Source organism: Romboutsia sp. Marseille-P6047, assembly GCF_900604535.1.
Lineage (GTDB): Bacteria > Bacillota > Clostridia > Peptostreptococcales > Peptostreptococcaceae > Romboutsia_E.
The window spans coordinates 68,104-91,045 of the sequence record NZ_UWOT01000007.1 but is presented as its reverse complement, the minus strand read 5'-3'; the positions used below and the strand labels follow the sequence as shown (position 1 = coordinate 91,045).

At 26.1% G+C, this 22,942-nt stretch carries 24 protein-coding genes, 1 tRNA gene and 1 riboswitch; of the genes, 23 read left to right on the top strand and 2 right to left on the bottom strand.

Features of this window, described 5'->3' with window-relative positions:
• Window positions 1-127: 127 nt before the first annotated feature.
• The 4 genes from EIH23_RS08985 to EIH23_RS08970 all read left to right on the top strand — a co-directional run bounded on the left by EIH23_RS08985 (window position 128) and on the right by EIH23_RS08970 (window position 4,017).
• Complete coding sequence (locus tag EIH23_RS08985) at window positions 128-1,840, top strand: Na+/H+ antiporter NhaC family protein (protein WP_122639957.1); 1,713 nt, start codon at window positions 128-130, stop codon at window positions 1,838-1,840.
• 245 nt (window positions 1,841-2,085) lie between these two features.
• A complete protein-coding gene (locus EIH23_RS08980; protein WP_164489031.1) occupies window positions 2,086-3,168 on the top strand; it encodes a pentapeptide repeat-containing protein in 1,083 nt (360 codons plus the stop codon).
• Between the two features lie 53 nt (window positions 3,169-3,221).
• A tRNA-Leu gene (locus tag EIH23_RS08975) sits at window positions 3,222-3,305 on the top strand.
• Between the two features lie 139 nt (window positions 3,306-3,444).
• Complete coding sequence (locus EIH23_RS08970; RefSeq protein ID WP_122639955.1) at window positions 3,445-4,017, top strand: TetR/AcrR family transcriptional regulator C-terminal domain-containing protein; 573 nt, start codon at window positions 3,445-3,447, stop codon at window positions 4,015-4,017.
• Between the two features lie 35 nt (window positions 4,018-4,052).
• On the opposite strand, the gene EIH23_RS08965 is transcribed toward EIH23_RS08970, so the two are convergent.
• Entirely contained in the window at window positions 4,053-5,087 is a 1,035-nt protein-coding gene (locus EIH23_RS08965) for a PTS sugar transporter subunit IIC (RefSeq protein WP_207734716.1), read from the bottom strand.
• Between the two features lie 280 nt (window positions 5,088-5,367).
• Window positions 5,368-5,412: riboswitch (PreQ1 riboswitch) on the top strand.
• Between the two features lie 97 nt (window positions 5,413-5,509).
• Between EIH23_RS08965 and EIH23_RS08960 the strand changes: the two genes are divergently transcribed.
• The 12 genes from EIH23_RS08960 (at window position 5,510) to EIH23_RS08905 (ending at window position 13,999) form a co-directional block, all read left to right on the top strand.
• Window positions 5,510-6,478, top strand: a complete 969-nt coding sequence (locus EIH23_RS08960) for a nucleoside hydrolase (protein ID WP_122639954.1) — start codon at window positions 5,510-5,512, stop codon at window positions 6,476-6,478.
• A gap of 2 nt (window positions 6,479-6,480) precedes the next feature.
• Entirely contained in the window at window positions 6,481-7,044 is a 564-nt protein-coding gene (locus tag EIH23_RS08955; protein WP_122639953.1) for an ECF transporter S component, read from the top strand.
• 11 nt (window positions 7,045-7,055) lie between these two features.
• Window positions 7,056-7,745 (top strand): radical SAM protein, encoded by a 690-nt coding sequence (locus EIH23_RS08950; protein WP_122639952.1) that lies wholly within the window; start codon window positions 7,056-7,058, stop codon window positions 7,743-7,745.
• Between the two features lie 248 nt (window positions 7,746-7,993).
• Window positions 7,994-8,599, top strand: a complete 606-nt coding sequence (locus EIH23_RS08945) for a DNA-binding protein (RefSeq protein WP_122639951.1) — start codon at window positions 7,994-7,996, stop codon at window positions 8,597-8,599.
• A gap of 46 nt (window positions 8,600-8,645) precedes the next feature.
• On the top strand, window positions 8,646-9,476 hold the full coding sequence (locus EIH23_RS08940; protein ID WP_122639950.1) for a hypothetical protein: 831 nt from the start codon (window positions 8,646-8,648) through the stop codon (window positions 9,474-9,476).
• A 62-nt stretch (window positions 9,477-9,538) separates the two neighbouring features.
• Window positions 9,539-9,718, top strand: coding sequence for a hypothetical protein (locus EIH23_RS08935; RefSeq protein WP_122639949.1), 180 nt, complete (start codon window positions 9,539-9,541; stop codon window positions 9,716-9,718).
• Window positions 9,719-9,853: 135 nt separating this feature from the next.
• Window positions 9,854-10,525: a response regulator transcription factor gene (locus EIH23_RS08930; protein ID WP_122639948.1), complete on the top strand. Its 672-nt coding sequence runs from the start codon at window positions 9,854-9,856 to the stop codon at window positions 10,523-10,525.
• Window positions 10,515-11,741: a sensor histidine kinase gene (locus EIH23_RS08925; RefSeq protein ID WP_122639947.1), complete on the top strand. Its 1,227-nt coding sequence runs from the start codon at window positions 10,515-10,517 to the stop codon at window positions 11,739-11,741. The genes EIH23_RS08930 and EIH23_RS08925 overlap by 11 nt, the downstream gene beginning before the upstream one ends.
• Window positions 11,742-11,876: 135 nt before the next feature.
• Complete coding sequence (trxA, locus tag EIH23_RS08920; protein WP_122639946.1) at window positions 11,877-12,194, top strand: thioredoxin; 318 nt, start codon at window positions 11,877-11,879, stop codon at window positions 12,192-12,194.
• Window positions 12,195-12,209: 15 nt separating this feature from the next.
• Window positions 12,210-13,106 (top strand): NAD(P)/FAD-dependent oxidoreductase, encoded by an 897-nt coding sequence (locus EIH23_RS08915; RefSeq protein WP_122639945.1) that lies wholly within the window; start codon window positions 12,210-12,212, stop codon window positions 13,104-13,106.
• Window positions 13,107-13,254: 148 nt separating this feature from the next.
• A complete protein-coding gene (locus tag EIH23_RS08910) occupies window positions 13,255-13,626 on the top strand; it encodes an ArsR/SmtB family transcription factor (protein WP_122639944.1) in 372 nt (123 codons plus the stop codon).
• Between the two features lies 1 nt (window position 13,627).
• Window positions 13,628-13,999, top strand: a complete 372-nt coding sequence (locus EIH23_RS08905) for a NifB/NifX family molybdenum-iron cluster-binding protein (RefSeq protein ID WP_122639943.1) — start codon at window positions 13,628-13,630, stop codon at window positions 13,997-13,999.
• A gap of 77 nt (window positions 14,000-14,076) precedes the next feature.
• On the opposite strand, the gene EIH23_RS08900 is transcribed toward EIH23_RS08905, so the two are convergent.
• A complete protein-coding gene (locus tag EIH23_RS08900) occupies window positions 14,077-14,298 on the bottom strand; it encodes a YdbC family protein (protein ID WP_122639942.1) in 222 nt (73 codons plus the stop codon).
• A gap of 325 nt (window positions 14,299-14,623) precedes the next feature.
• Here EIH23_RS08900 and EIH23_RS08895 point away from each other — a divergent pair, with 325 nt between their 5' ends.
• From EIH23_RS08895 to yqeB, 7 genes are all read left to right on the top strand, one after another.
• Window positions 14,624-16,048, top strand: coding sequence for an alanine/glycine:cation symporter family protein (locus tag EIH23_RS08895; protein WP_122639941.1), 1,425 nt, complete (start codon window positions 14,624-14,626; stop codon window positions 16,046-16,048).
• 683 nt (window positions 16,049-16,731) lie between these two features.
• Complete coding sequence (recQ, locus tag EIH23_RS08885) at window positions 16,732-19,209, top strand: DNA helicase RecQ (protein ID WP_122639940.1); 2,478 nt, start codon at window positions 16,732-16,734, stop codon at window positions 19,207-19,209.
• 167 nt (window positions 19,210-19,376) lie between these two features.
• Entirely contained in the window at window positions 19,377-20,750 is a 1,374-nt protein-coding gene (locus EIH23_RS08880; RefSeq protein WP_122639939.1) for a GTP pyrophosphokinase, read from the top strand.
• A gap of 7 nt (window positions 20,751-20,757) precedes the next feature.
• Window positions 20,758-21,315 carry a molybdenum cofactor guanylyltransferase gene (locus tag EIH23_RS08875; protein WP_243113364.1) on the top strand — a complete coding sequence of 186 codons (558 nt, stop codon included), beginning with the start codon at window positions 20,758-20,760 and terminating at the stop codon, window positions 21,313-21,315.
• Between the two features lie 141 nt (window positions 21,316-21,456).
• Entirely contained in the window at window positions 21,457-21,771 is a 315-nt protein-coding gene (locus EIH23_RS08870) for a YbjQ family protein (protein WP_122639937.1), read from the top strand.
• 21 nt (window positions 21,772-21,792) lie between these two features.
• Complete coding sequence (locus EIH23_RS16325) at window positions 21,793-21,945, top strand: hypothetical protein (protein WP_164489030.1); 153 nt, start codon at window positions 21,793-21,795, stop codon at window positions 21,943-21,945.
• A 175-nt stretch (window positions 21,946-22,120) separates the two neighbouring features.
• Window positions 22,121-22,939: a selenium-dependent molybdenum cofactor biosynthesis protein YqeB gene (yqeB, locus tag EIH23_RS08865; RefSeq protein WP_122639936.1), complete on the top strand. Its 819-nt coding sequence runs from the start codon at window positions 22,121-22,123 to the stop codon at window positions 22,937-22,939.
• The last annotated feature ends 3 nt before the right edge of the window (window positions 22,940-22,942 follow it).

Sequence of the window (22,942 nt, the reverse complement as noted above, 5' to 3'; positions counted from 1 at the left end):
GTGGAATTTTTTATGTGCAAAAATAAATTGATAAAGGACAGGTTCTTTCCTTAGTTTTTTGAATATAATGGAATAATATTAATACATTAACAATATTGTACTTTTAATATGTACAAGGAGGTGTTTTATGAAAAATAGGAATAAGTGGATTGTTATCATAGCTTTTTTTGTTTTACTTATGATGCCAAGTATTTGTTTAGCCGCAGAGGTAGACGTAGGTTATTTCAATGCTCAAAAATACAAGGTATTAACTCTTATTCCTCCGATAGTGGCCATAATATTAGCATTTTTAACAAGAAATGTAATAGCATCTTTATTTATAGGTATTATTTCTGGAAGTTTGTTACTAACTATTCCTGGAAATAATATATTTTATGGAATAGTTGATGCTTTTATTGATGTTATAAATAGAATGGTTACTTCTTTAGCAGATACTTGGAATGCAGGAATAATACTCCAAGTTTTAGCTATAGGAGGATTAATTAATTTAGTAACTAAAATGGGAGGAGCTAAAGCAATAGCAGAAAGTTTATCTAAAAGAGCTAAAAATAGAAGAAGTTCTCAAATTATTACTTGGTTATCAGGTCTTATCATATTTTTTGATGATTATGCAAATGCAATGATAGTTGGAACAATGATGAGACCTATAACTGACAAAATGAAAATATCTAGAGAAAAATTAGCGTTTATAGTTGATGCAACAGCTGCTCCAGTGGCAGGTATAGCAGTTATTTCAACATGGATAGGTATGGAACTTGGTCTTATTAAGGATGCATTTAGTACAATAGGAGTAAATGCTGATGCATTTGGCGTATTTGTTCAAACTATACCCTATAGATTTTATAATATACTAATCCTTTTTTTTATAGTAATAAGTGTACTTTTACTTAAAGATTTTGGGTCTATGAGAAAGGCTGAAGTTAAAGCAAGAAAAGAAGGTATAATAAGTTCTGGACATGGTATAGATATATCCGATTCAAATGAAGGTATAAAACATTTAGATCAAAAAGGATTAAAACCTAGCATGTCAACAGCAATATTACCAATAGGAGTACTTATAGTTGTAGCGTTACTTTCTTTTTATTTTAGTGGATATAAAAATATTATAGGAGGAGATAGTCAAGCATTAATTAATTTACTCAAAGAATCACCAATATCATTTGTAGCGATAAGGGAAACCTTTAGTGCATCAGATGCTTCAATAGCACTTTTTCAATCATCATTACTTGCAGGTATAGTTGCTATTATTATGGCAACAACTAAGAAGATATTTACTTTTTCAGAAGCTATAGATATATGGATGGAAGGTCTTAAACGTTTATTAATAACTTGTGTTATATTAGTATGTGCATGGTCATTAAGTTCTGTAATTAAAGAATTAGGTACTGCAAAATATTTAATTACCTTATTATCCGATGCAATTCCTCCATTTTTGTTACCAACTATAATATTTTTACTTGGAGCTATAATATCATTTGCAACAGGTACATCATATGGAACAATGGGAATACTTATGCCATTAGCAATTCCATTAGCATATTCTATGAATCTAGAAATGTCATTTATAATAGTAAGTACAAGTGCAGTATTAACAGGAGCGATATTTGGAGATCATTGTTCACCAATATCAGATACAACAATATTATCATCAATGGGAGCTGGATGTAATCATATTAACCATGTAAAAACTCAATTGCCATATGCCTTATTTACAGCTGTAATAACTATTATATTTGGGTATATACCAGTAGGTTTAGGAATGTCTATATATATTGTATTACCGTTATCAATAATAGCATTGTTTATTGGTATTCAAGTTTTAGGAAAGAAAGTAGAGTAAGTAGAATATAAAATATATAAAATAGATAGAATATAATTTAAAGGGGATTATTTATATAATAAATTACAATTAGTTTTTATTACTTTAACTAATCCCTTAAACTTATGTTTTTTAACGTTATAAGGAGTTACGTATGGCATATATAAACTTTAAAGAAGAACGACATTCTATCAATAATCAAATAATAAATAGAAAAAAATAATGAAAATATAATGAAATATATACTAAAGAACAAGGAGAATGTAATGGATTATACTCCTTGCAAAGAGTATAGTTTTAAAAATTTTGAAGGTATTGAATTTGGAAAAGATGGTATTTTAGATGAGGCAGATTTTAGGATTATAGAAAGTAAAGATATACTTTGTACGAAATTTATAGATTGTAATTTTAAAAATATAAAATACAAAGATTGTAACTTTATAGGCTGTGTATTTGAAAATTGTAATTTCTATAAAGGTGGAGTTATATTTGAAAATTGTTCTTTTATTAAAGAAGGAACTGAAAAATTACCATCTCTTAATAATAAGGATAACTTAGGTTGTAGTTTTTATAAATGTAGTATATACTCTAAATTTATGAATTGTGATTTATCTCTAGCTTTGTTTGAAGAATGTGAAATAATAAATACATCATTTCAACTTACTTATATGAAAAAATGTATAATAAAAAATTGTGAGCTAGATAAAATTAATTTTAAAGATTGTAATTTATCTGGGTTTAAAACTTTAAGTTGTTATATTATAGATTTAGACTTTACAGATGAAGATAAAACAAAATTTGATGAAAAGACTTGTTTTGATAAAATAATTCCAAGGGAAAAAACGAAACAGGAATATGAAGGGATTTATATGACTTATGAAACTTTATCAGATAAATTTAAGGAAAATAACTTACCAGATAATTCTTCAGAATACTACTATTTAGGTAAGGTTTTTGAAAGGAAATCATTAAAAAAAATAACTCCTAAAATAGGGTCATATATATATTGGATATCATGTGGTTATGGTCAAAGAGCACTATTTCCAGTAGTTACATCTATTAGTATTATGATTATATATACAATATTATATTTATTTATAGGAGTTAAAGTTGGAGATGAAACTATAAGGCTTTCAATTGGATATCTTTCTAGTACAAATTTAAAAGAAATATTAAGTGTTATAAATGAAGCATTTAATTTAAGTGTAGGTATGTTTGCAGGTGTTGGATGTATAAATTCAGAACCTATACCTCGTACATATATGCTTGCTAATACGGAAATGCTATTGGGAATACTCATGATGGGAGTAGGAGTTGCAACATTAATAAAAAAAGCAAAAAACAATTAAATTATGTTGCGTTAAGTTATAAATTCTGCTACATTTATAGTATAATAAATCTTGCGGATGTGGCGGAATTGGCAGACGCACCAGACTTAGGATCTGGCGCCTTTGGCGTGGGGGTTCGACTCCCTTCATCCGCACCATTAAAAAGCGTTGATATTTTAATATCAACGCTTTTTTCACATGTAATAAATTATTAGTAATTTAAGTAAATATATATAGATTTATAAATGAAAATGTAATATATTTATCTTATAAATATAAATGAAAGTAGGATGATTCATGGAAAGAAAAAAGGAGATGACAAAAAAATTACTAGCAGATAGTTTTAAAGAACTTATGCTGAATAGTTCCTTTAAAAAAATAACTATTAAAATGATTACAGACGGAGCTGGAGTTATTAGACCTACTTTTTATAATTACTTCAAAGACAAGTATGAAATATTAGAATATTGCTTTGAAGAATATATAATGAAAAATGTATATGAACTTATAGATAAGGATATGGAATTAGAAGCATTAAAAATGATATTTATTCACTTAGATAAAAATAAGGAGTTCATAAGCAGATCTTTTGAAGTTACAGGTCAAAATTCATTTAAAGAAATATTATCTAATAGTATATACAATATGTTTAATAAAATTTTAGATAAATATGGAATAAAAGAAACAGAATTAACTAATATTATGACTAAGGAAAGTGTAGCAAGGTATTATACCATAGGATTAGTTTCTTCGTTAGAATTATGGTTGAATACTGATAATGATAATAACGGAAATGATATGTTTAATACTTATAAATACCTAATATCTCATTCGGTTTTAGATATAATCGAAACTAAAATAAAATATTAAAAAGTCGTTACCAATATTGATAACGACTTTTTTTATTAAGCAGCTTCGTTAGATTCTCCTCTAACTACGTCAGCTGTTGTTATTTTGTAATTTTTGAATATAGCGTATCCTATGAATCCAGCTAATATACTTACTAAAGCACATCCTACAGCTGTTATTATAACTTTTGTTGCTGGGTTGTAAGCAAACATTACAGCAAGACCAGCTATTGGAGTAGCAGTTCCTGGAGAGTTGTTTGTTAGTCCCATTAAAGCGATTATAACACCAGACATAGCACCACCTATGAAGTTAGTAACATATACTGGTATTGGGTTAGCTGATATTAAGTCAGCTTGAGTTAATGGCTCTATAGCAACAGCTATATTATCTTTCTTAGAACCAAACTTCATTTTTGAGAAGAATACAAAGTTCATGAAAGAAGAACCGAATACTGATAATGCACCTATTGCCATTGGAGCACCAGTTAAACCTATCATAGCAGTTAATGCCATTGAGCTAAGTGGAGCAGTAGCAACAACTGTTATAAGTCCACCAAGTATTATACCCATTAATATTGGAGAAGCAGAAGATGCTTCAGTTAAAACAGATCCTACTGTTGATAATACACCGTTAACTACTGGGCTTGTTACATCTCCTATTAAGTAAGCTAATGGAGTAGCAACAACTATTATAACTATTAAATCAAGTCCAGCTGGTATTTTCTTTTCTAAGAATTTGATTACGAAAGAAATTAAGTAACCAGCTATGAAACCTGGTAATATTTTAAAGTTCATACAAGCTAAACCAACCATTACAGCATAAACTGGAGAAACTCCTAATGCTAATGGTACTAATGTAGCAGCAGCAACACCACCTAAAGAACCGTTTGCAGCCCCAACATTTTCTAAGAATTTGATTCCTAAAACTTCACCAAAGAATGAGAAATGGAATGCTTCAACTAAGAAACTTGCACAAGCAGCGTTTGCAAGGCCACCCATTGCTTTCATACCTTGTGGTGCTTTGTAACTAAATAATGTGAATAAAGCTAATACTACTAATAATAAAGCAGTACCTGTTAATATTTGTATCATACTTATTACCTCCTGATTTATATATTTTATAAGTCCTAATGATACTGTTTTCCTTCAATTCAATCACTTAATAAAAATTGAATTGTTAGATTAATAACGATTATAATGTATCTTTTTATAAAAGTAAATAGATTTTATAAAAAAAGTTAAAAAAAATCAAAAAATGTCGAAAATACTTATTTTAAAAGTTAGTTAACAAAATATTTGTAAAGTTTATATTGTATGATATAATGTTTATGAATATATAATACTAGTAGATATTAGATATAACTAATTTTTACTGGGACTTGTTCGAGAACCTCCAAGTATAAAAAACTAAGGTATTTATATATTGGCAGTATATAAGTTGTATCCTTAGATATAACTTTTGTTGTAAAAGTTATATGGTTCTCCTTTAAATTATTTTTTAGGAGGAATTTGCAATGCAAAAAAGAAAGGTAATAATTGACTGTGACCCAGGAATAGACGATTCGCTGGCAATTCTTCTAGCTGTAAACTCACCAGAGCTAGAAATACTAGGAATAACTACATGTAGCGGTAATGTAGTAGCCTCAACAGGAGCTGAAAATGCTCTAAAAGCACTTCAGATGTGCTCTTCATTAAATATACCAGTATATATAGGAGAAGAAAAGCCTCTAAAAAGAGAGCTAGTAACAGCTCAAGATACTCATGGAGAGGATGGAATCGGAGAAAACTTTTATGAGAGAATAAAAGATATACCTATAAATAAAAATGGCGTAGATTTTATAATAAAAACATTAAGAGAAAATGAAGATGTATCTATAATAGCTTTAGGACCATTGACTAATATAGCAAAGGCTATTATGAAAGATAAAAAAGCATTTGATAATTTAGATGAGTTTGTATCTATGGGAGGAGCTTTTAAAATTCATGGTAATTGTTCTCCTGTAGCAGAGTTTAATTATTGGGTAGATCCTCATTCAGCAGATTATGTTTATAAAAACTTACCTAAACAAATTCATATGATAGGATTAGACGTAACTAGAAAAATCGTACTTACACCAAACATTATAGAGTTTATAAATAGGCTTGATAGTAGACTAGCAAAATATATAACTGAAATTACTAGATTCTATGTAGATTTTCATTGGGAGCAAGAAGGTATAATTGGATGTGTGATAAATGACCCATTGGCAGTTGCATATTTTATAGATAGAAGCATATGTAATGGTTTTGAGTCTTTTGTGGAAATTGTAGAAGATGGAATAGCTATGGGGCAATCTATAGTAGATTCTTTTGATTTTTATAAGAAAGAAAAAAATGCCTTTATTTTAACCGAAGTTGATGAAAAGAAATTTATGTATATGTTTTTAAAAAGGTTATTTAAAGGATATGAAAATATTATAGATTCAGTAAAAGGAGTTATATAAATATGAAAAATACATCTATTAAAAATATTGCACTTGTAGGTTTAGGTATTTCTATAAATGTAGTTGGTGCATTTATAGCTTTAAGTCTTAAACTTCCAATATATTTAGACTCAATTGGTACTATTTTAATTGCTGCAATTCTAGGTCCTAAGTATGCTGTTATATCAGGGTTTCTTGGTAGTATAGTTAGTGGAATGACTTTTGATATATATTCTCTTTATTTTGCACCAGTACAAATTAGTACAGGATTACTTGCAGGGATTATGTTTAAAAAAGGAATGCTAGAAGGAAAGAAAACTCCTATTGGAACATTTATATTTGTTCTTCCAACTTCAATAATAAGTGCAATGGTAGCAGCTGTAGTATTTGGAGGAGTTACATCATCTGGTTCAGCATATATTGTTCAAGTTTTAGAGGTATTAAGTGTAGGAAATTTATTTAGCAATATATTTTTAACTCAAATAGTAACTGATTATATAGATAAGTTATTAGGTGTAATTTTAGTTAATTTGGCTATGAATGTAATGCCTAAAAGCTTAAAAACATCTTTTAGCATAAGCAAATAAGGAGATATTTTATGGATAGATATAGTGTTATAGAAAATAAAAATAAAAGAGAAATAGTTTTATTAAAGGGATTTCCTTGTATATGGGGGAAATGTGCTTTTTGTGATTATATAGAAGATAATTCTACAATAGAAGATGAAATAAATAAAGTTAACTTTGAAGTTTTAAGTAATATAACTGGAAAGTATAAAGTATTAGAAGTTATAAATTCAGGAAGTTGCTTTGAACTTCCAAAACAAACTTTAAGTAGAATAAAGGAAATAATAAATGAAAAAAAAATAGAAAAGCTTTTTTTAGAAAGCCATTGGTGCTATAGAAATAAATTAAATGAAATGAGAGATTTTTTTGGAGTGCCTATAATTTTTAAAATAGGTGTAGAAACTTTTGATTATGATTTTAGAAATATAATTTTAAATAAAAATGCAAGGTTTAAAACAGTAGAAGAGTTAAAAAATCATTTTGATTCACCATGTATGTTAGTTGGTATAGTAGGTCAAACAAAAGAAATGATAGATAAAGATATGGAAATAATATTAAATAATTTTGAACATGCAACTATAAATGTATTTGTGAATAATAGTACCAGTATAAGAAGAGATGAGGAGATTGTAAAATGGTTTGTAGAAAAATATAAATACCTAGATGATAATCCTAAAATCGACATTCTTTATAATAATACAGATTTTGGAGTTGGAGATTAATAAAAATAAGCGGTTATATATACCGCTTATTTTTATTTTTAAAATAAATTTGCTATAGTAATAATATTAATGTATTATATTTATTATATATGTAAGTATTGAATAGATATAATACATTAACGTAAGTATTGAATAGATATAATACATTAACATTATTATGTTGGATGTATATTGAAATAAAATTTTACAAAATAATTAGGAAAACATTTACAAATACATAAATGTGAAGTTGACATACGGAGGAACAAATGAAAGGTAACGAAAGATTGGACAAGTTTTTAAAACTTCAGGATAAAAATATAGGCTTTGAAAATATAGCTAAAGATATTGGAATTAGTACAACTACTTTAAGAAAATTCTTAAACAAGATGGGATATAAGTCTGAAAATGGAAAATATGTTTCTTACAATTCTAATTTAGAGAAAGATATTAAAATATCAAAACCTAAAATAAATTCGAAAAAAGAAACTCAAATATCATTTGAGCAAATAAATAAAAATGTAAATGATAAAGGTAAATCTAGTAAAAATAAACTTACTAAAGGAAATTCAAAGCCTAAAAAAGATAGAAAAATTAATATAACTCAGGAAGATTTGGACAAAATATGTGAGGTATATGATTGGTATTTAGAAGTAAAAGATTATAAATCGATGAAACCTAAAAAAACAACTAAGAAAAAGGATATATTAATTGAAGAACTAGAGTTAAAAGAATTAAAAACTGCAAGTATAAAAGTTGAAAAAAATACATGGGAAGACTTTGAAAGGCTATGTAGTAATTCATCATTTACTAAACAGCAAATAATAACTCAAGCATTAAAGGATTTTATGAAAGAATATAAAAATTTATTATAAGTTTAATAACAGAGAAATAGATACTAAATATGAGGTGCATTAAAATATGATTAAAATACTCAATAAATCAATACTAATAATATTTATATTAGTAGTAAGTATAATTGGATTAGTATCATGCAATAAAAATAATATTGAAAATGATAATAAGGTTACTTTAAACGGAACATTAATTGAAAAAAGTAAAGCTAAAGCATTATCAATAGATGAAATAAATATTAGTCAAATACATAATAAAGAAAATAATGGAATGATTATAGATAAGATAAAAAACGTATCAGATTTTAATATATCTGATATTTGGATAATATATAATGAATTAGATAATGATGGTAAAATAATATCTGAATCAAAGATGTTTCTTGATATGACCTTACTACCGGGTGATGTATTTAAAGCTACATTTAAAGTTAAAGAAGCAAGTGAAGGTATAAATATAACTTCATATGCGTATACAACAAATGATAATGATGTAGTTGTAAATTTTAAGGATGGAAGTGTAAAGGTAAGTGAAAAGTCAAATGAAGTAGTTGAGAGTGGTGAATATGAAGTTTTATCATTTTCAGATATTGAAAAAATCGAAGAGTCTAATGATGGAGATACATATGTAGTTAAAATGAAAAATAATTCTTCTAAAAATTTGGGTAATATAACCTTAAAGATAGTAGAAATTAATAAAAAAGGAGAATATATAAAAATAAATCATGAATCTTCTTATTCTGCACTTAAACCATTAGAAGAAGCTGAAATTACTATAAAATCATATAAATACACAGAAGAAATAAAATTAATTGGATATATTTATGATGATGTAGATACAAAATCCAATATAGATATAGATTTAGAATCTAAGGAAGCTCAGATTAGCAAATACTAAATGTATAAAAATTATGATTAAGATAAATAATAAATTATATCTTAACAAGGGGGTATAACTTTATGAATGATAATAATCATGATTTTAAAAATTTAGATTATGAAAAACTTAATTCTTTATTAGCTAATCAGGAATTTGCTAGTTGGTATTATGAAAAAATGTCAGACAAATCAAAAGATGATATAAGTATTGAAGATTTTGTAGGCATATTACAAGATTACTCCAATAATCACTTTGAATAAAACTAAAATAAAAAGGTCAGTTTTAAAATAAATTATTTTAAAACTGACCTTTATTTAATTTTAAATAATTATATATTAAAATATTTTATATAAAGGTATATAATGTAATTTAAGAAGTAATAGGTGGAGGGTTCAATGAAAATATTAGTAGTAGAAGATAACAAAAAACTTTTAGAAAGTATTGAAAAGGAAGTAAGTTCTCACTTTCAATGTGAGATTTGTTCTGATGGAGAAGAAGCTCTTTATTTAATAAATCAAGGGATATACGATTTAGTAATACTTGATCTTATGTTACCAAATTTAAATGGTTTAGATATATTAAAAAAGATGAGAGATAACTATATAGAAACACCAGTTATAATTTTAACTGCAAAAGAATCATTAGATGATAAAGTAGGTGCTTTTTCAATAGGAGCAAATGATTATTTGACAAAGCCATTTTATATGGAAGAGTTAATAGCAAGAATTTATGCAATTCTTAGAACTAATGGTAAACTAAATGATAAAAATAGTTTATATTTTCAAGACTTACATTTAGATCTTAGCAAAAGGAGAGTTTTTATAGGTGAGAATGAAATAGAGCTTCAAAATAAGCAGTTTGGATTATTAGAATATTTCTTGCTTAATAAAGGAACAATTTTATTAAAGGAACAAATTTATGATAGGATATGGGGTGTTGAGTCTGATGCAACTATAGAGATTGTGGAAGTTTATGTTAGCAATTTAAGAAAAAAGCTAGGAAAATATGGATATGATAAATATATAAAGACTAAGCGCAAGGTAGGATATATGTTCGATGATAAATAAAAATGTGTTTGAAGATACTAGAAGAAGGTTAATAAAAATAAATCTATTTGTTGTAGGAGGATTTTTATTGATTTTTTCAACATTTATATTTTTCTATTTTAAAGAACGTACATATAGTGATATAGATTCTAAAATAAAAGAGGAGTTAGAGTCTATAACAATACAATTTAATAGAAGTTCTTTTTTTAACCCAATTATTTTAGAAGATCCTAGAAATATTGTATATGTATATGAAAATGGAAAGGTAAGGTATTATACTGATAATGGATATTTTGATAATATATATCCAGAAATAGAAGATGAAAAACAAGATACTTTTTTTACATGGTCAAATAATGGATATACATTTAGAGTATTAAATTTAACTGTAGGAAAATATACTATAGAGATAATAAGAAATATAGATTCCGAAATAAGTTCGCTAAAACAATTAGTACTTTCCTTAGTTATAGGAATTTTAATATCTTTAATGGTAGCATACTTTATAGCAATATATCTTACGAGAAAAGCCTTAGTTCCTATTGAAACAGCATGGAGTACTCAAGCTAAATTTATACAAGATGCATCTCATGAACTTAGAACTCCAATTGCAATAATATCATCTAAATTAGAGGGGATGTTAAAAAATCCTAATAATACTGTAAGTGATGAAGTAGAAACAATCGCAGACTCTATGAGAGAAACTAGAAGAATGAAAAAAATGATAAGTGATTTACTATCTTTAACAAAAGAAGATTCTATTTATAAAGTAACTATGGAAGAAGCTGACTTGGAAGATATAATTAATAAAATATATATAAATTATGAAGAAATAGCAGAAATGCAAGATAAGGAATTTACTGTAAAGAGCGAATTAAAGAATAAAATAATACATACAGATAAAAATAAGTTAAGACAGCTAATTCTTATTTTTATTGAAAATGCATTTAAATATACAAATGAGGGAGATAGTATTAGTATTATAGTAAATGAAAAAGAAAGCTATATAAGTATTTTCATAAAGGATACTGGAATTGGTATAAAACAAGATGAATTACCTTACGTTTTTGATAGATTCTTTAGAAGCGAAATTGTAAGAAGTAAAGATATAGATGGATCAGGAATTGGTCTTTCAATAGCTAAAATGATAAGTATAAATTTAAAGTATGATATAAATGTTGATTCTAAACAAGGTGAATATACTATTTTTGAAATAAAAATACCTAAAAATAGGTAAATTTACAATAAAAATTTGATTTATCAAGCAAATTATGGGTATAATTGTACTATAAAAATTAAATCTAAAATTATGATAACTAAAATCAAAATATATCATAATATAATTATAGAGAAGGGCTAGGAGGAAATTTAAATGGCTAAAATAATAAAAACATCAGAATTTAGAAGTGAAGTTGAAGAGAAACAAGGAGTAGTTGTAGTTGACTTTTTCGCAACTTGGTGTGGACCTTGTAAAATGTTAGCTCCAGTATTTGAAGCACTTGGAGAAGAAATGGATGGAAAGGCTAATTTTTATAAATTAGATGTTGATCAAAGTTTAGAAATAGCACAACAATTTAGTGTATCAACAGTTCCAACTATGATAATATTTAAAGATGGTAAAGTAGTAGATAAAATGATAGGATTCGTTCCTAAAGAGCAAATAAAATCTAAGGTAGAGTCTTACTTATAAAATATAGGTGATATTATGAGATATGATATAGCTATAGTCGGTTCAGGTCCAGCAGGATTATCAGCGGCTATAAATGCAAAAATAAGAAATAAAAATATAATTTTATTTGGAAGTGAAAATTTAAGTAATAAACTTGTAAAAGCTCCTTCAATTGATAACTATTTAGGATTTTATGAGATTAGTGGAGAAGATTTAAAAAATAAGTTTGCAGACCATATAAAGCAATTAGATATAGACATATGTGAAAAAAGAATAAATAATATTTATTCTATGGGAGACTATTTTGCATTAATGTCTGGAGATTCTATGTATGAAGCTACTACAGTTATTTTAGCAACTGGTGTAGAATATGGAAAACCTATAAAAGGTGAAGAAGAATTCTTAGGTAGAGGTGTTGGGTACTGTGCAACATGTGATGCTCCTTTATATAAAGATAAAAAAGTAGCTATAATAGGTTATAATAAAGAATCTGAAGAAGAAGCAAACTTCTTAAGTGAAATAGCATCGAAAACTTACTTTATACCAATGTATAAAAATGAATCATTAATGAGAGGAAATCATGAATTAGATAGTTCTATAGAAGTTATAAATGATAGACCTATACAGATTCAAGGTGAAACTCTTGTAAATAAAGTTTCATTTAAAGAAAAAGATATTGATGTAGATGGTGTATTTGTTATAAAAGATAGTGCATCAGTAAAATCTTTAGTACCAGGTTTAGAAACGGATGGACCACACGTAGTTATAGATATAAATATGAATACAAATATAAAAGGATGCTTTGCATGTGGAGACTGTGCTGGTAAGCCATATTCATATATAAAATCTGCAGGTCAAGGACAAATAGCTGCATTAAATGCAGTTTCATATTTAGATAAACTAAAAATGGAAGCAAGAAAGTTACAAAAATAAAATAAAAAAGCTTGAAGATTTATCACAATCTTTAAGCTTTTTTTATTTTACAAAGGTATATAAAATTAAAATTTATATAAGTGTTGCAGGATTTAAATAAGAATACTATAATTTAATTAAGTAAATACTTAATCAAAAGAGGTGACTGATGGAAAATCTAAGTAAAGTATTTAAAGCATTGAGTGATGAAACCAGACTTAAAATACTAGTTCTAGCATCTAAACGTAATATATGTCAAAAAGGAATATCTAAGTTATTAGGTATATCAGACTCAGCGGTATCTCAACATATTAAAATATTAAAAGATGTGGGCATTTTAAAAGGAATTAAGGAAGGTTACTTTGTTTTTTATACTATAGATAAAGAGATATTTGATCAGTGCATATCATTTATTAAATTTATAAAAAATGACAGTGTAGAAGACATTTTAGAATACAATGAATTTAAAGAAATTCATGAAGTAGGGTGTAAAATTAATTGTAAAGCATTGAATAAGTGCTGTAAAAAGGGAGGATTTTAAAATGAAAATTTGTGTACCAGTAGAAATGAATGAAGGATTAAATAGTAAGCCATATGGACATTTTGGATCAGCACCATTATTTGTTGTTTGTGACTTAGAGAATAACGAGATAACAGAAATAAACAATCATGATTTGAATCATGAACATGGTATGTGCCAACCACTTAAAGCATTACAAGGTACAATGGTAGATGTAGTTATAGTTGGAGGAATAGGGGCAGGAGCTATAAATAAATTAAATTCTATGGGAGTAAAAGTATATAGATCTCAAGGAGATACAATAAAAGAAAATCTAGCGCTATACAAAGAAAATAAGCTTATTGAATTTCCTACAAATCATACTTGCAACCACGATGGATGTGGACATCATTAAAATATATTAAAAATAAAATTACTAGTTATAAAGTTAAATAACTAGTAATTTTTTATTTTATAAATTTACATCTGATATTATAGATCTAAATTATTTAAAAGCTCTTTTAAGTTAATTAATTCTTCTTTAGTAAGAGTTATACCTTTTCCCATTTTTTCATGGTATTCATCCCAATCTCTTATATCATATTTTGCTTCTCTATTATTCCAACTAATTAAGTTAAGTTCTTTATTCCAACCTTTTGCAGACTTCGATATTATACCTAATTCTTGTTCTATATCATATTTAATATTAGCCATAAATTTAATTCCTTTCAAATTATGTAATGAATAGTTTTAATTATATCATATTTAAAGATTATTTACATAAAACAAAATAGTATACTATATCATAAATAGTAAAACAAAATTTATATATAATTTAGAAATAAAAGGGTAAAAATATAAATATATTAAAATATTGCAACATGAAAAAATAAAATTGCATTTTTATGTTGTATTTTATGAAAAAATAGCTTATAATTATACTAAATGAATAAGTAGATTAATAAATTGCATTTTTATAGAAAATTTAATCAACTTTATACTTGATAATATAAAAATAACTACAAGGGGGATTTAATAAATGGAATTATTAAATGAAGTGATATTAAAATTTAATGATTTTTTATGGACGTATATACTAATAGCAATGCTTATTGCATTAGGTATTTACTTTACAATAAAAACTAGATTTGTACAATTTAGATACTTTAAAGAAATGTTTAAACTTTTAGGAGATAGTACTTCTAAAGATGCTAAACAAGAAGGTAAAATATCTTCATTCCAAGCATTTTGTATAAGTACAGCATCAAGAGTTGGTACAGGTAATATAGCAGGGATTGCAATAGCAGTAGTTGCAGGTGGACCTGGGGCAATATTTTGGATGTGGCTTATAGCATTAATGGGTTCTGCATCAGGATTTGTAGAAAGTACGTTAGCTCAAATATATAAAGTAAAAGATGGTAAATCATATAGAGGTGGACCAGCATACTATATGGAACAAGGTTTAAATAAGAAGTGGATGGGAGTTACATTCTCAATACTTATAACAATATGTTTTGCATTTGTATTTAATGCAGTTCAAGCCAATACAATAACAGCTGCTTTTAATAATGCTTTTGGAATAAATAGACTGGGATTAGGTATAGTAATAGCAATAGTGACAGCTTTAGTTATATTTGGTGGTTCTCATAGAATAGCTAAGGTATCTGAAGTGATAGTACCAGTTCTTGCTGTATTATATATATTAGTTTCATTATTTGTAATGGCTATTAATATAAATGAAATACCAAATGTAATAAAGTTAATATTCTCAAGTGCTCTTGATTTTAGAAGTATGTCAATGGGTACTATGGGTGGAATAATACTAGTAGGAGTGAAAAGAGGTTTATTCTCAAATGAAGCAGGAATGGGTAGTGCACCTAATGCAGCTGCAAGTGCAGAAGTATCACATCCTGTTAAACAAGGATTAATACAAGCACTTGGAGTATTTGTAGATACACTAATAATATGTTCTTGTACAGCATTTGTAGTATTATTATACCCAGGATATGCAACAAGTTCTGCTGAAGGTATAGGATTAACACAAGAAGCTTTAGCCTATCATATAGGACCTATAGGAAATATATTTATAGCAGTGTGTATATTGCTATTTGCGTTTAGTTCAATAGTAGGAAACTATTACTATGGACAAGCTAATATAGAGTTTATGAATAATAAAAAATCTATAATGACAGTATTTAGAATAGCAGTTGTAGGGTTTGTATTATTTGGTTCTGTAGCAAAGATAGATATAGTATGGAATTTAGCAGATGTATTTATGGGATTAATGGCTGTAATAAACTTAATTGCCATAGCTCTATTAGGTAAATATGCATTTCTAGCGCTTAAAGATTATGAAGCACAACGAAAATCAGGTATAGAAGATCCAATATTTAATGCAAAAAATATAAAAGGTCTTGAAAATTTATCTGGATGGGAATCTGAAAAAGATGAGATAATAGCATAATTTAAATAAAAAGGACTATTTCGAGTAGAATAATCAATCTACACGAAATAGTCCTTTTATAGTTTGGGTTCAAAGTTTTCAAGATAATTACAAAATGATTTGAATTTTAATATTTTTTATTTTATTTAAATTTCTAAGGTCTATAAATGTATCGCTATATTTATGTTTTATAAATTCCATATCATATAATTACACTTTATAAATCCCGATTTATAATTATATATATAAGGATCATATTTCGAGAAATTTGATTCAAAATATTTGATTTTAGCATAACAAAGTTTATATATATGAAATAGAAGGGTGAGGTAGAATGTTTTATAGCAAACTTATGAGAAAAGTATTTAACTTTAAAATATTTAGTATGGTTGAACTCCCAAATCAAATCATCATTAAGTACTAAAGAATATTTATTAATAAGATTTTGCTTATCCTTATTTAAATCATTAATATAGTTGTACATAATTTAATACCTCCAAGGTTTATAGATACTATTAATAAAAGTATATTTTATATAGTTTATGCATATCTAAGATAAATTTTAAAATAGAAATTTACTATAAGTAGAATAAAAGATATAAATAAAAGCTATAGAGCAAATTTTATGATATTATATATGAATAAAAGATAAAAAAAGCGATTATAATTAAAACAAACGTAAGTTCGGAGAGGTGGATAAAAATATGAACACTAAACCTTTAGATATATTAGTTAAATATTACGGATATACTAGCTTTAGAAAAGGTCAAGAAGATATTATAAGCTCAATAATAAATAAAAAAGATGTACTTGCTATTATGCCAACAGGTGGTGGAAAATCTATATGTTATCAAGTTCCTGCACTTTGCCTAGATGGTATAACATTAGTAATATCACCATTGATATCTCTTATGAAAGACCAAGTTGATGCATTAAATATCATGGGAATTGATGCAGCCTATATAAATAGTTCTCTTAGTAGTACTGAATTTAATGAAGTGATAAATAATATAAAAGATGATAAATATAAGATAATTTATGTTGCACCAGAAAGGTTAGATAGTTATGAATTCAATAGTATAATAAAAGAGAAAAATATAAGTCAAATAGCAATAGATGAGGCTCATTGTGTATCTAGTTGGGGACATGATTTTAGAGTAAGTTATACAAAAATACATCATTTTATAGATACTCTTTACAATAGACCAGTTGTAACAGCTTTTACTGCAACTGCATCTCAAGAAGTTAGAGAAGATATAATAAATAGTCTAAAACTAAGAGAACCAGATGTATATATAACTGGATTTAATAGAGAAAATTTATTTATAAATATAGTAAAATCATCAAGTAAAAATAAATATATAATTGACTATTTAGAGAATCATAATAATGAAAGTGGAATAATATACGTTGCAACAAGAAAAGATGTAGAGAAAATATATGAAGGATTAAAAAAGAGAGGATATTTAGTATCTAAATATCATGCAGGACTTTCTAAAGAAGAAAGAAAGCAAAATCAAGAAGATTTTATAAATGATAAAATTAATATAATGATAGCGACTAATGCATTTGGTATGGGAATAGATAAATCAAATATAAGATGGGTTATACATTATAATATGCCTCAAAGTATAGAGAACTATTACCAAGAAATAGGAAGAGCGGGTAGAGATGGTGAAGCAAGTGAGTGTATACTTTTATTTTCTCCAGGAGATATATACATTCAGCAATATTTAATTGATATAAGTGTAGAAAATACTAAGAGAAAATTAGTACAACATGAAAAATTACAGCATATGAAAGATTTGATATATTCTAACCATTGTTATAGAAAAGGTGTATTAGCCTATTTTGGAGAGGATTCTAATGATAGATGTGATAATTGTAGTAACTGTCTAAGTGAAGGTGAAGTTATAGATAAAACCTTAGATGCTCAAAAAGTTATATCGTGTGTTTATAGGATGAAACGAAGTTTTGGTATTAATGTAATAGTTGATGTACTTAGAGGGTCTAAAAATAAAAAAATATTAGATTTAGGATTTAATGAGTTATCTACTTATGGAATAATGAGAGATTATTCTAGTGATAATTTGAAAATTTTTATAAATACGTTAGTATCTCATGGATATTTAGATCTAGTTAAAAATATAGGGTATAATGGTACTTTTCCTACTGTAAAATTAAATGAACTATCAACTAAAGTATTAAAAGGCGATATTGAAGTAAAATTCAGAGAAGTTGTAGTTAGTAAAGCATTAAATACAAATAATGAATTATATGAAATGCTAAAATCATTAAGATATAATATAGCAATAGAAGAAAATATAGCTCCATACATGGTATTTGGAGATAGTGTATTAAAAGAAATGTCATCAATGTATACTACAAACAAAGAAGAAATATTAAAAATTTCTGGAGTAGGAGAAATTAAATATGAGAAATATGGTAATAAATTTATAGAGCTCATAGAAGGATATATAACTGAGAAAAATATAAATAAGGAAACTAATATAGATATATTATCTAATAAAGATGATGAAGAATTTTTCTTTGTAAAAACAGATGAAAATTTATATAAAAAATTAAAAGAATTAAGAGAAGAATATGCTAAAAAAGAAAATACATTGCCGTATCGAGTTTTAGGTAATAATACGTTAAAAGAAATAAGTGGTAGATACCCAGTAAATAATGAACAGCTTGAAGATATATCAGGAATTGGTCCTATAAAAATAGAAAAATATGGTGAGGATATAATATCTTTAGTTAAATATTATATATTAGATAATAATATAAATGTGAATTGGATATATAGAAAAAAATTAAAAGTTGTTATAGATGGTGAAAGTAGAAAAAATAATGAAATAGCTTTGGATTTGTTAAATCAAGGTAAAAATATTAATAATATAAGTGAAGATCTAGAAACTTCCATATCAACTATTTTAGGATATGTATACGATTATGTTAAAGAAAATAAGAGTATACAGTTTAATTTGAATCTAAAAGAATTTTATACTGAAGAAGAAAAGGAAATTATATTAAGTGCATGTAATGTATTTGGAAGAGAAAAGATAAGTTTAATAAAGAAAAATCTTCCTAATTATATAAAATATGAATCTATAAGAGCGATTATTCTTGAAGAATATTTAGAGAACACAAATAAAAAGGAATTAATTTTTGAGTAAATAAATAATTAAAATAAAAATAAGCCCTGTATAAGGGTTTATTTTTATTTATAGCAAATACTTAATTATGAAGTTATCATGAATTTTAGTCCTGTTTAGTTTACTTTATATAATAAATAATGATAAAATTAATCAAGTAAAATAGATAATAATTAGGAGTGTAGATTATGGGACTACTAGAGTTTGATTTTATAGAAGAATCAATAGATATGTTAACATCTATGAGTTCAACATTAGAGTTAATAGGAGATGAGCTAGAGGAGTTCTTCGAAGAGATTTTAAATCTTAAAAAAGAAGAATATATAAATGTAAAGTCTAGAGTAAAATCAGAGAGCAGTTTAAGAGAAAAGATTATTAGAAATAGATATTTAAAAAAATATAATGAAGCAGAAAATCTTATTCACAATTTATCTGACTTAATTGGAGTAAGAATAGAATGTAGATTTATAGAAGATGAAAATAAGATATATAGGGTTTTAAGAAGATATTTTAATAAAACTGATGATAGAATTTATTATTATAATAAACAAAATCCTAATATAACTTTAAAGTTAAGTGAGAAACAACCTAAAAAACAAAAGAATGGATTTGAGATATATAGAATTGATGGGAAATTTAAATATTTAGATAGGCAAATAAAATTTGAACTTCAGATAAAATCTCTGGTAAATATATTCTGGAGCGAGATTGAACATAAGGTTATTTATAAAAATAATACATATTTATTAGGAGATAGCTTCTTAAAAGATATGATGATATCTATTAAAAATAACCTTACAATGATTGATAATCAATTATTAAACATATATAAAAACTTTAATACAGTTGGCTTAGATCACTCATCTAGTAAAAAGAAAGAATTAGAGAAAGTGTTAGCTAAAATGGCTCATGATACTTTTTCTATGAAAATGAAAGAAAGTATTGGATTTGTTGTAGATTTTAAAAAACCTTGTGAAACTATATTAAATTATTCATTTAACAAAAATATAGATGAAGTAGATGATGGCTTATTTGGAGACCTAATGATTAATGGATTAACGAGAATAAATGATATATCAAAAAAAGATATTGACTTTAATCAACCAATTGTTTTTGATCAACCACCGCTTTTAGAAGATGAATTTTGTAAGGACCTTGGAGATTATATAGTAGATAAATTAAATAGTGAATTTGCATGGAATTTATTCTTTAGAATATTATTTGAAATAGAGCCATATAACAATAAACAGGACTTTGAAAGTTTTATAAAATTTATAAAGCAAAAAGTTATTTCTAATGAAAGTAAAGAAATAATTATGAATAATTTTGAATTTGGTGGAGATGTAATAATAAAAGATTTATATTTATGCATATGTAAGATACTTATTGAAGTTGATAGTGTTGAAACTATGTACGATTATAATTTGGAGAAAATCAACTTTATCATAGGAGAGTCAATAAGTAGTATTTGTAGAGACTATGGAAGTTATAATGACTATTTACAAAATAAGGATAACATATTAAATAAGGTGAAAATAAAAATCGATAAAATATTTAGCTAGATAGCAGGTGATTATTATAAAAAAGACAGGTGTAATTTTAGCTGGTGGAAAAAGTAGTCGCATGGGTGAGAATAAAGCATTAATGTATATTGAAGGTAAAACTTTTATAGAAAAGGCAATAGATGCATTTAGTAATTTTGAAGAAGTGATAATTATTGCAAATGATACTAATTTGTACTCAAAATATAATTTTAAAATATATGAAGACATTATAAAAGATATAGGCCCAATAGGGGGAATTTATACAGCACTAAATTATGCCAAATATGATATTGTTGTACTTGCATGTGATATGCCTTTTATTGATAATAGTGTGGTAGATAAAATTGGATTAAGTATGAAAAATAAATCCATTATTTCTATTTCTAACAATAGAATTCAACCATTATGCTCTGGATACAAAAAAGATATAATTAGTAAAGTTAAAGAATGTATAGATAATAATAATTACAAATTGCTTAAACTTATAGACAGTATAGAAAAAGAATATATAAACTTTGATGAAGCTAAAATTTTCTTAAATATTAATACTAAAGTTGAATATAATGAAAATATAAATATTTAATCTAAAGAATTGTATAGAAGTTATCAGTGATGATTTTTATACGATTCTTTTATTTTAAATAGGATTGATTTACGTCTAAAATAAAATTATAATCTTTATAAATAATATTTAAAATTATAGAACTAAAGGGGATGAAATTACATGCTAGTAGTTACAACCGATTTAATACCAGGAAAAGAAATTAAAGAAGTATTAGGTTTTGTATCAGATAGTACAGTTAGAAGTAAAAATATAGGTAAAGATATAGGAGCTAGCTTTAAGACGTTAGTTGGTGGAGAGATAGTATCATATAATGAAATGATGACAGAAGCTAGACAAATTGCTATAGGTAGAATGGTAGAAAAAGCAGAACAGATGGGAGCTAATGCAATTGTTGGAATGAGGTTAGGTTCATCAGCAGTTATGCAAGGAGCTTCAGAAGTTATAGCTTACGGAACTGCTGTAATTATAGAATAATTTATTTGGAGGTAATTTTAATTGGATTTTCTAATTGCTAACTTTATTGCTTTTATGTATTTAGGTGGAGTGTCTATTGCATTTATTGGAGCAGTAGTTTTACTTATTGTAAAGGTTAGAGAAAGAATTAAAGAAAAAAAGAATGAAGATTTAAATAAATATAAAAAATATTAAAATAAAAAGTATGTATTAATAAGCTTTATAAGTTTATATTGATACATACTTTTTTATTTTAAAAATACGAAATATTTTTAAAAAATAAATTTTAATATATGTCATTCACATATGAAAAAATGTCGATCTATTGTATAATGTTGAATAAGATAACTTATTTAAGCAGGAGGACTAAATGGACAATATTATTTTAATCAGAGGTGCAGGAGATTTAGCATCTGCTGTTATTCATAAACTACATATGTGTGGATTTAAGATAGTAGCACTTGAGATAGAAAAACCTCTAGCAATAAGAAGAAATGTAGCATTTAGTGAAGCTATATATAATGGCGAGGTAGAGGTAGAAGGTGTTTATTGTAAACTGTGTAATAGTATTAGTGAAATAAAAGATACATTAAAAGATAATAAAGTCGCTTTATATATAGATCCTAAGGGGGAGTGTATAAACCAAATAAAACCTAAAGTTGTAGTTGATTGTATATTGGCAAAGAAAAATACTGGAACCAAAAAGGATATGGCTGATTTAACTATAGGACTAGGACCTGGATTTTATGCAGGAGAAAATATAGATATAGCAATTGAAACAATGAGAGGTCACAACTTAGGTAGGGTAATTAGAAATGGAAGAACAATTGAAAATACAGGTATACCAGGTGAAATTAATGGAGTATCAAAGGATAGAGTGGTATACTCTCAAGTTCAAGGAACAATTTATACTTATTGTGAAATCGGTGATATAGTAGAAAAAGGTGATATAGTAGCTCATATAAATGATGATGATGGTAATAAGCATGAAGTTATAGCTAGTATAAGTGGAGTTCTAAGAGGTATTATACGAAGTGGATCTTACGTAAAAAGTAATTTAAAAATTTTAGACATAGATCCTAGAATAGATGAGGTTAAAAACTCATTTACAATATCTGATAAAGGTCGCAATATAGCAGGCGGAGTATTAGAAGCTATTTTATCTAATAAAATAGTTCCAAAGTATTAGGAG

Bases quoted from the DNA above. Each gene is read 5' to 3' on its own strand.
- EIH23_RS08880 (WP_122639939.1), top strand. From the start codon at position 19,377: ATGGGACTACTAGAGTTTGATTTTATAGAAGAATCAATAGATATGTTA.
- EIH23_RS08895 (WP_122639941.1), top strand. From the start codon at position 14,624: ATGGAATTATTAAATGAAGTGATATTAAAATTTAATGATTTTTTATGG.
- EIH23_RS08925 (WP_122639947.1), top strand. From the start codon at position 10,515: ATGATAAATAAAAATGTGTTTGAAGATACTAGAAGAAGGTTAATAAAA.
- EIH23_RS08900 (WP_122639942.1), bottom strand. From the start codon at position 14,298: ATGGCTAATATTAAATATGATATAGAACAAGAATTAGGTATAATATCG.
- EIH23_RS08965 (WP_207734716.1), bottom strand. From the start codon at position 5,087: ATGATACAAATATTAACAGGTACTGCTTTATTATTAGTAGTATTAGCT.
- EIH23_RS08945 (WP_122639951.1), top strand. From the start codon at position 7,994: ATGAAAGGTAACGAAAGATTGGACAAGTTTTTAAAACTTCAGGATAAA.
- EIH23_RS08905 (WP_122639943.1), top strand. From the start codon at position 13,628: ATGAAAATTTGTGTACCAGTAGAAATGAATGAAGGATTAAATAGTAAG.
- EIH23_RS08930 (WP_122639948.1), top strand. From the start codon at position 9,854: ATGAAAATATTAGTAGTAGAAGATAACAAAAAACTTTTAGAAAGTATT.
- EIH23_RS08970 (WP_122639955.1), top strand. From the start codon at position 3,445: ATGGAAAGAAAAAAGGAGATGACAAAAAAATTACTAGCAGATAGTTTT.
- EIH23_RS08950 (WP_122639952.1), top strand. From the start codon at position 7,056: ATGGATAGATATAGTGTTATAGAAAATAAAAATAAAAGAGAAATAGTT.
- EIH23_RS08985 (WP_122639957.1), top strand. From the start codon at position 128: ATGAAAAATAGGAATAAGTGGATTGTTATCATAGCTTTTTTTGTTTTA.
- recQ (WP_122639940.1), top strand. From the start codon at position 16,732: ATGAACACTAAACCTTTAGATATATTAGTTAAATATTACGGATATACT.
- EIH23_RS08870 (WP_122639937.1), top strand. From the start codon at position 21,457: ATGCTAGTAGTTACAACCGATTTAATACCAGGAAAAGAAATTAAAGAA.
- EIH23_RS08910 (WP_122639944.1), top strand. From the start codon at position 13,255: ATGGAAAATCTAAGTAAAGTATTTAAAGCATTGAGTGATGAAACCAGA.
- EIH23_RS08955 (WP_122639953.1), top strand. From the start codon at position 6,481: ATGAAAAATACATCTATTAAAAATATTGCACTTGTAGGTTTAGGTATT.
- yqeB (WP_122639936.1), top strand. From the start codon at position 22,121: ATGGACAATATTATTTTAATCAGAGGTGCAGGAGATTTAGCATCTGCT.
- EIH23_RS08915 (WP_122639945.1), top strand. From the start codon at position 12,210: ATGAGATATGATATAGCTATAGTCGGTTCAGGTCCAGCAGGATTATCA.
- EIH23_RS08935 (WP_122639949.1), top strand. From the start codon at position 9,539: ATGAATGATAATAATCATGATTTTAAAAATTTAGATTATGAAAAACTT.
- EIH23_RS08980 (WP_164489031.1), top strand. From the start codon at position 2,086: ATGGATTATACTCCTTGCAAAGAGTATAGTTTTAAAAATTTTGAAGGT.
- EIH23_RS08940 (WP_122639950.1), top strand. From the start codon at position 8,646: ATGATTAAAATACTCAATAAATCAATACTAATAATATTTATATTAGTA.
- trxA (WP_122639946.1), top strand. From the start codon at position 11,877: ATGGCTAAAATAATAAAAACATCAGAATTTAGAAGTGAAGTTGAAGAG.
- EIH23_RS08960 (WP_122639954.1), top strand. From the start codon at position 5,510: ATGCAAAAAAGAAAGGTAATAATTGACTGTGACCCAGGAATAGACGAT.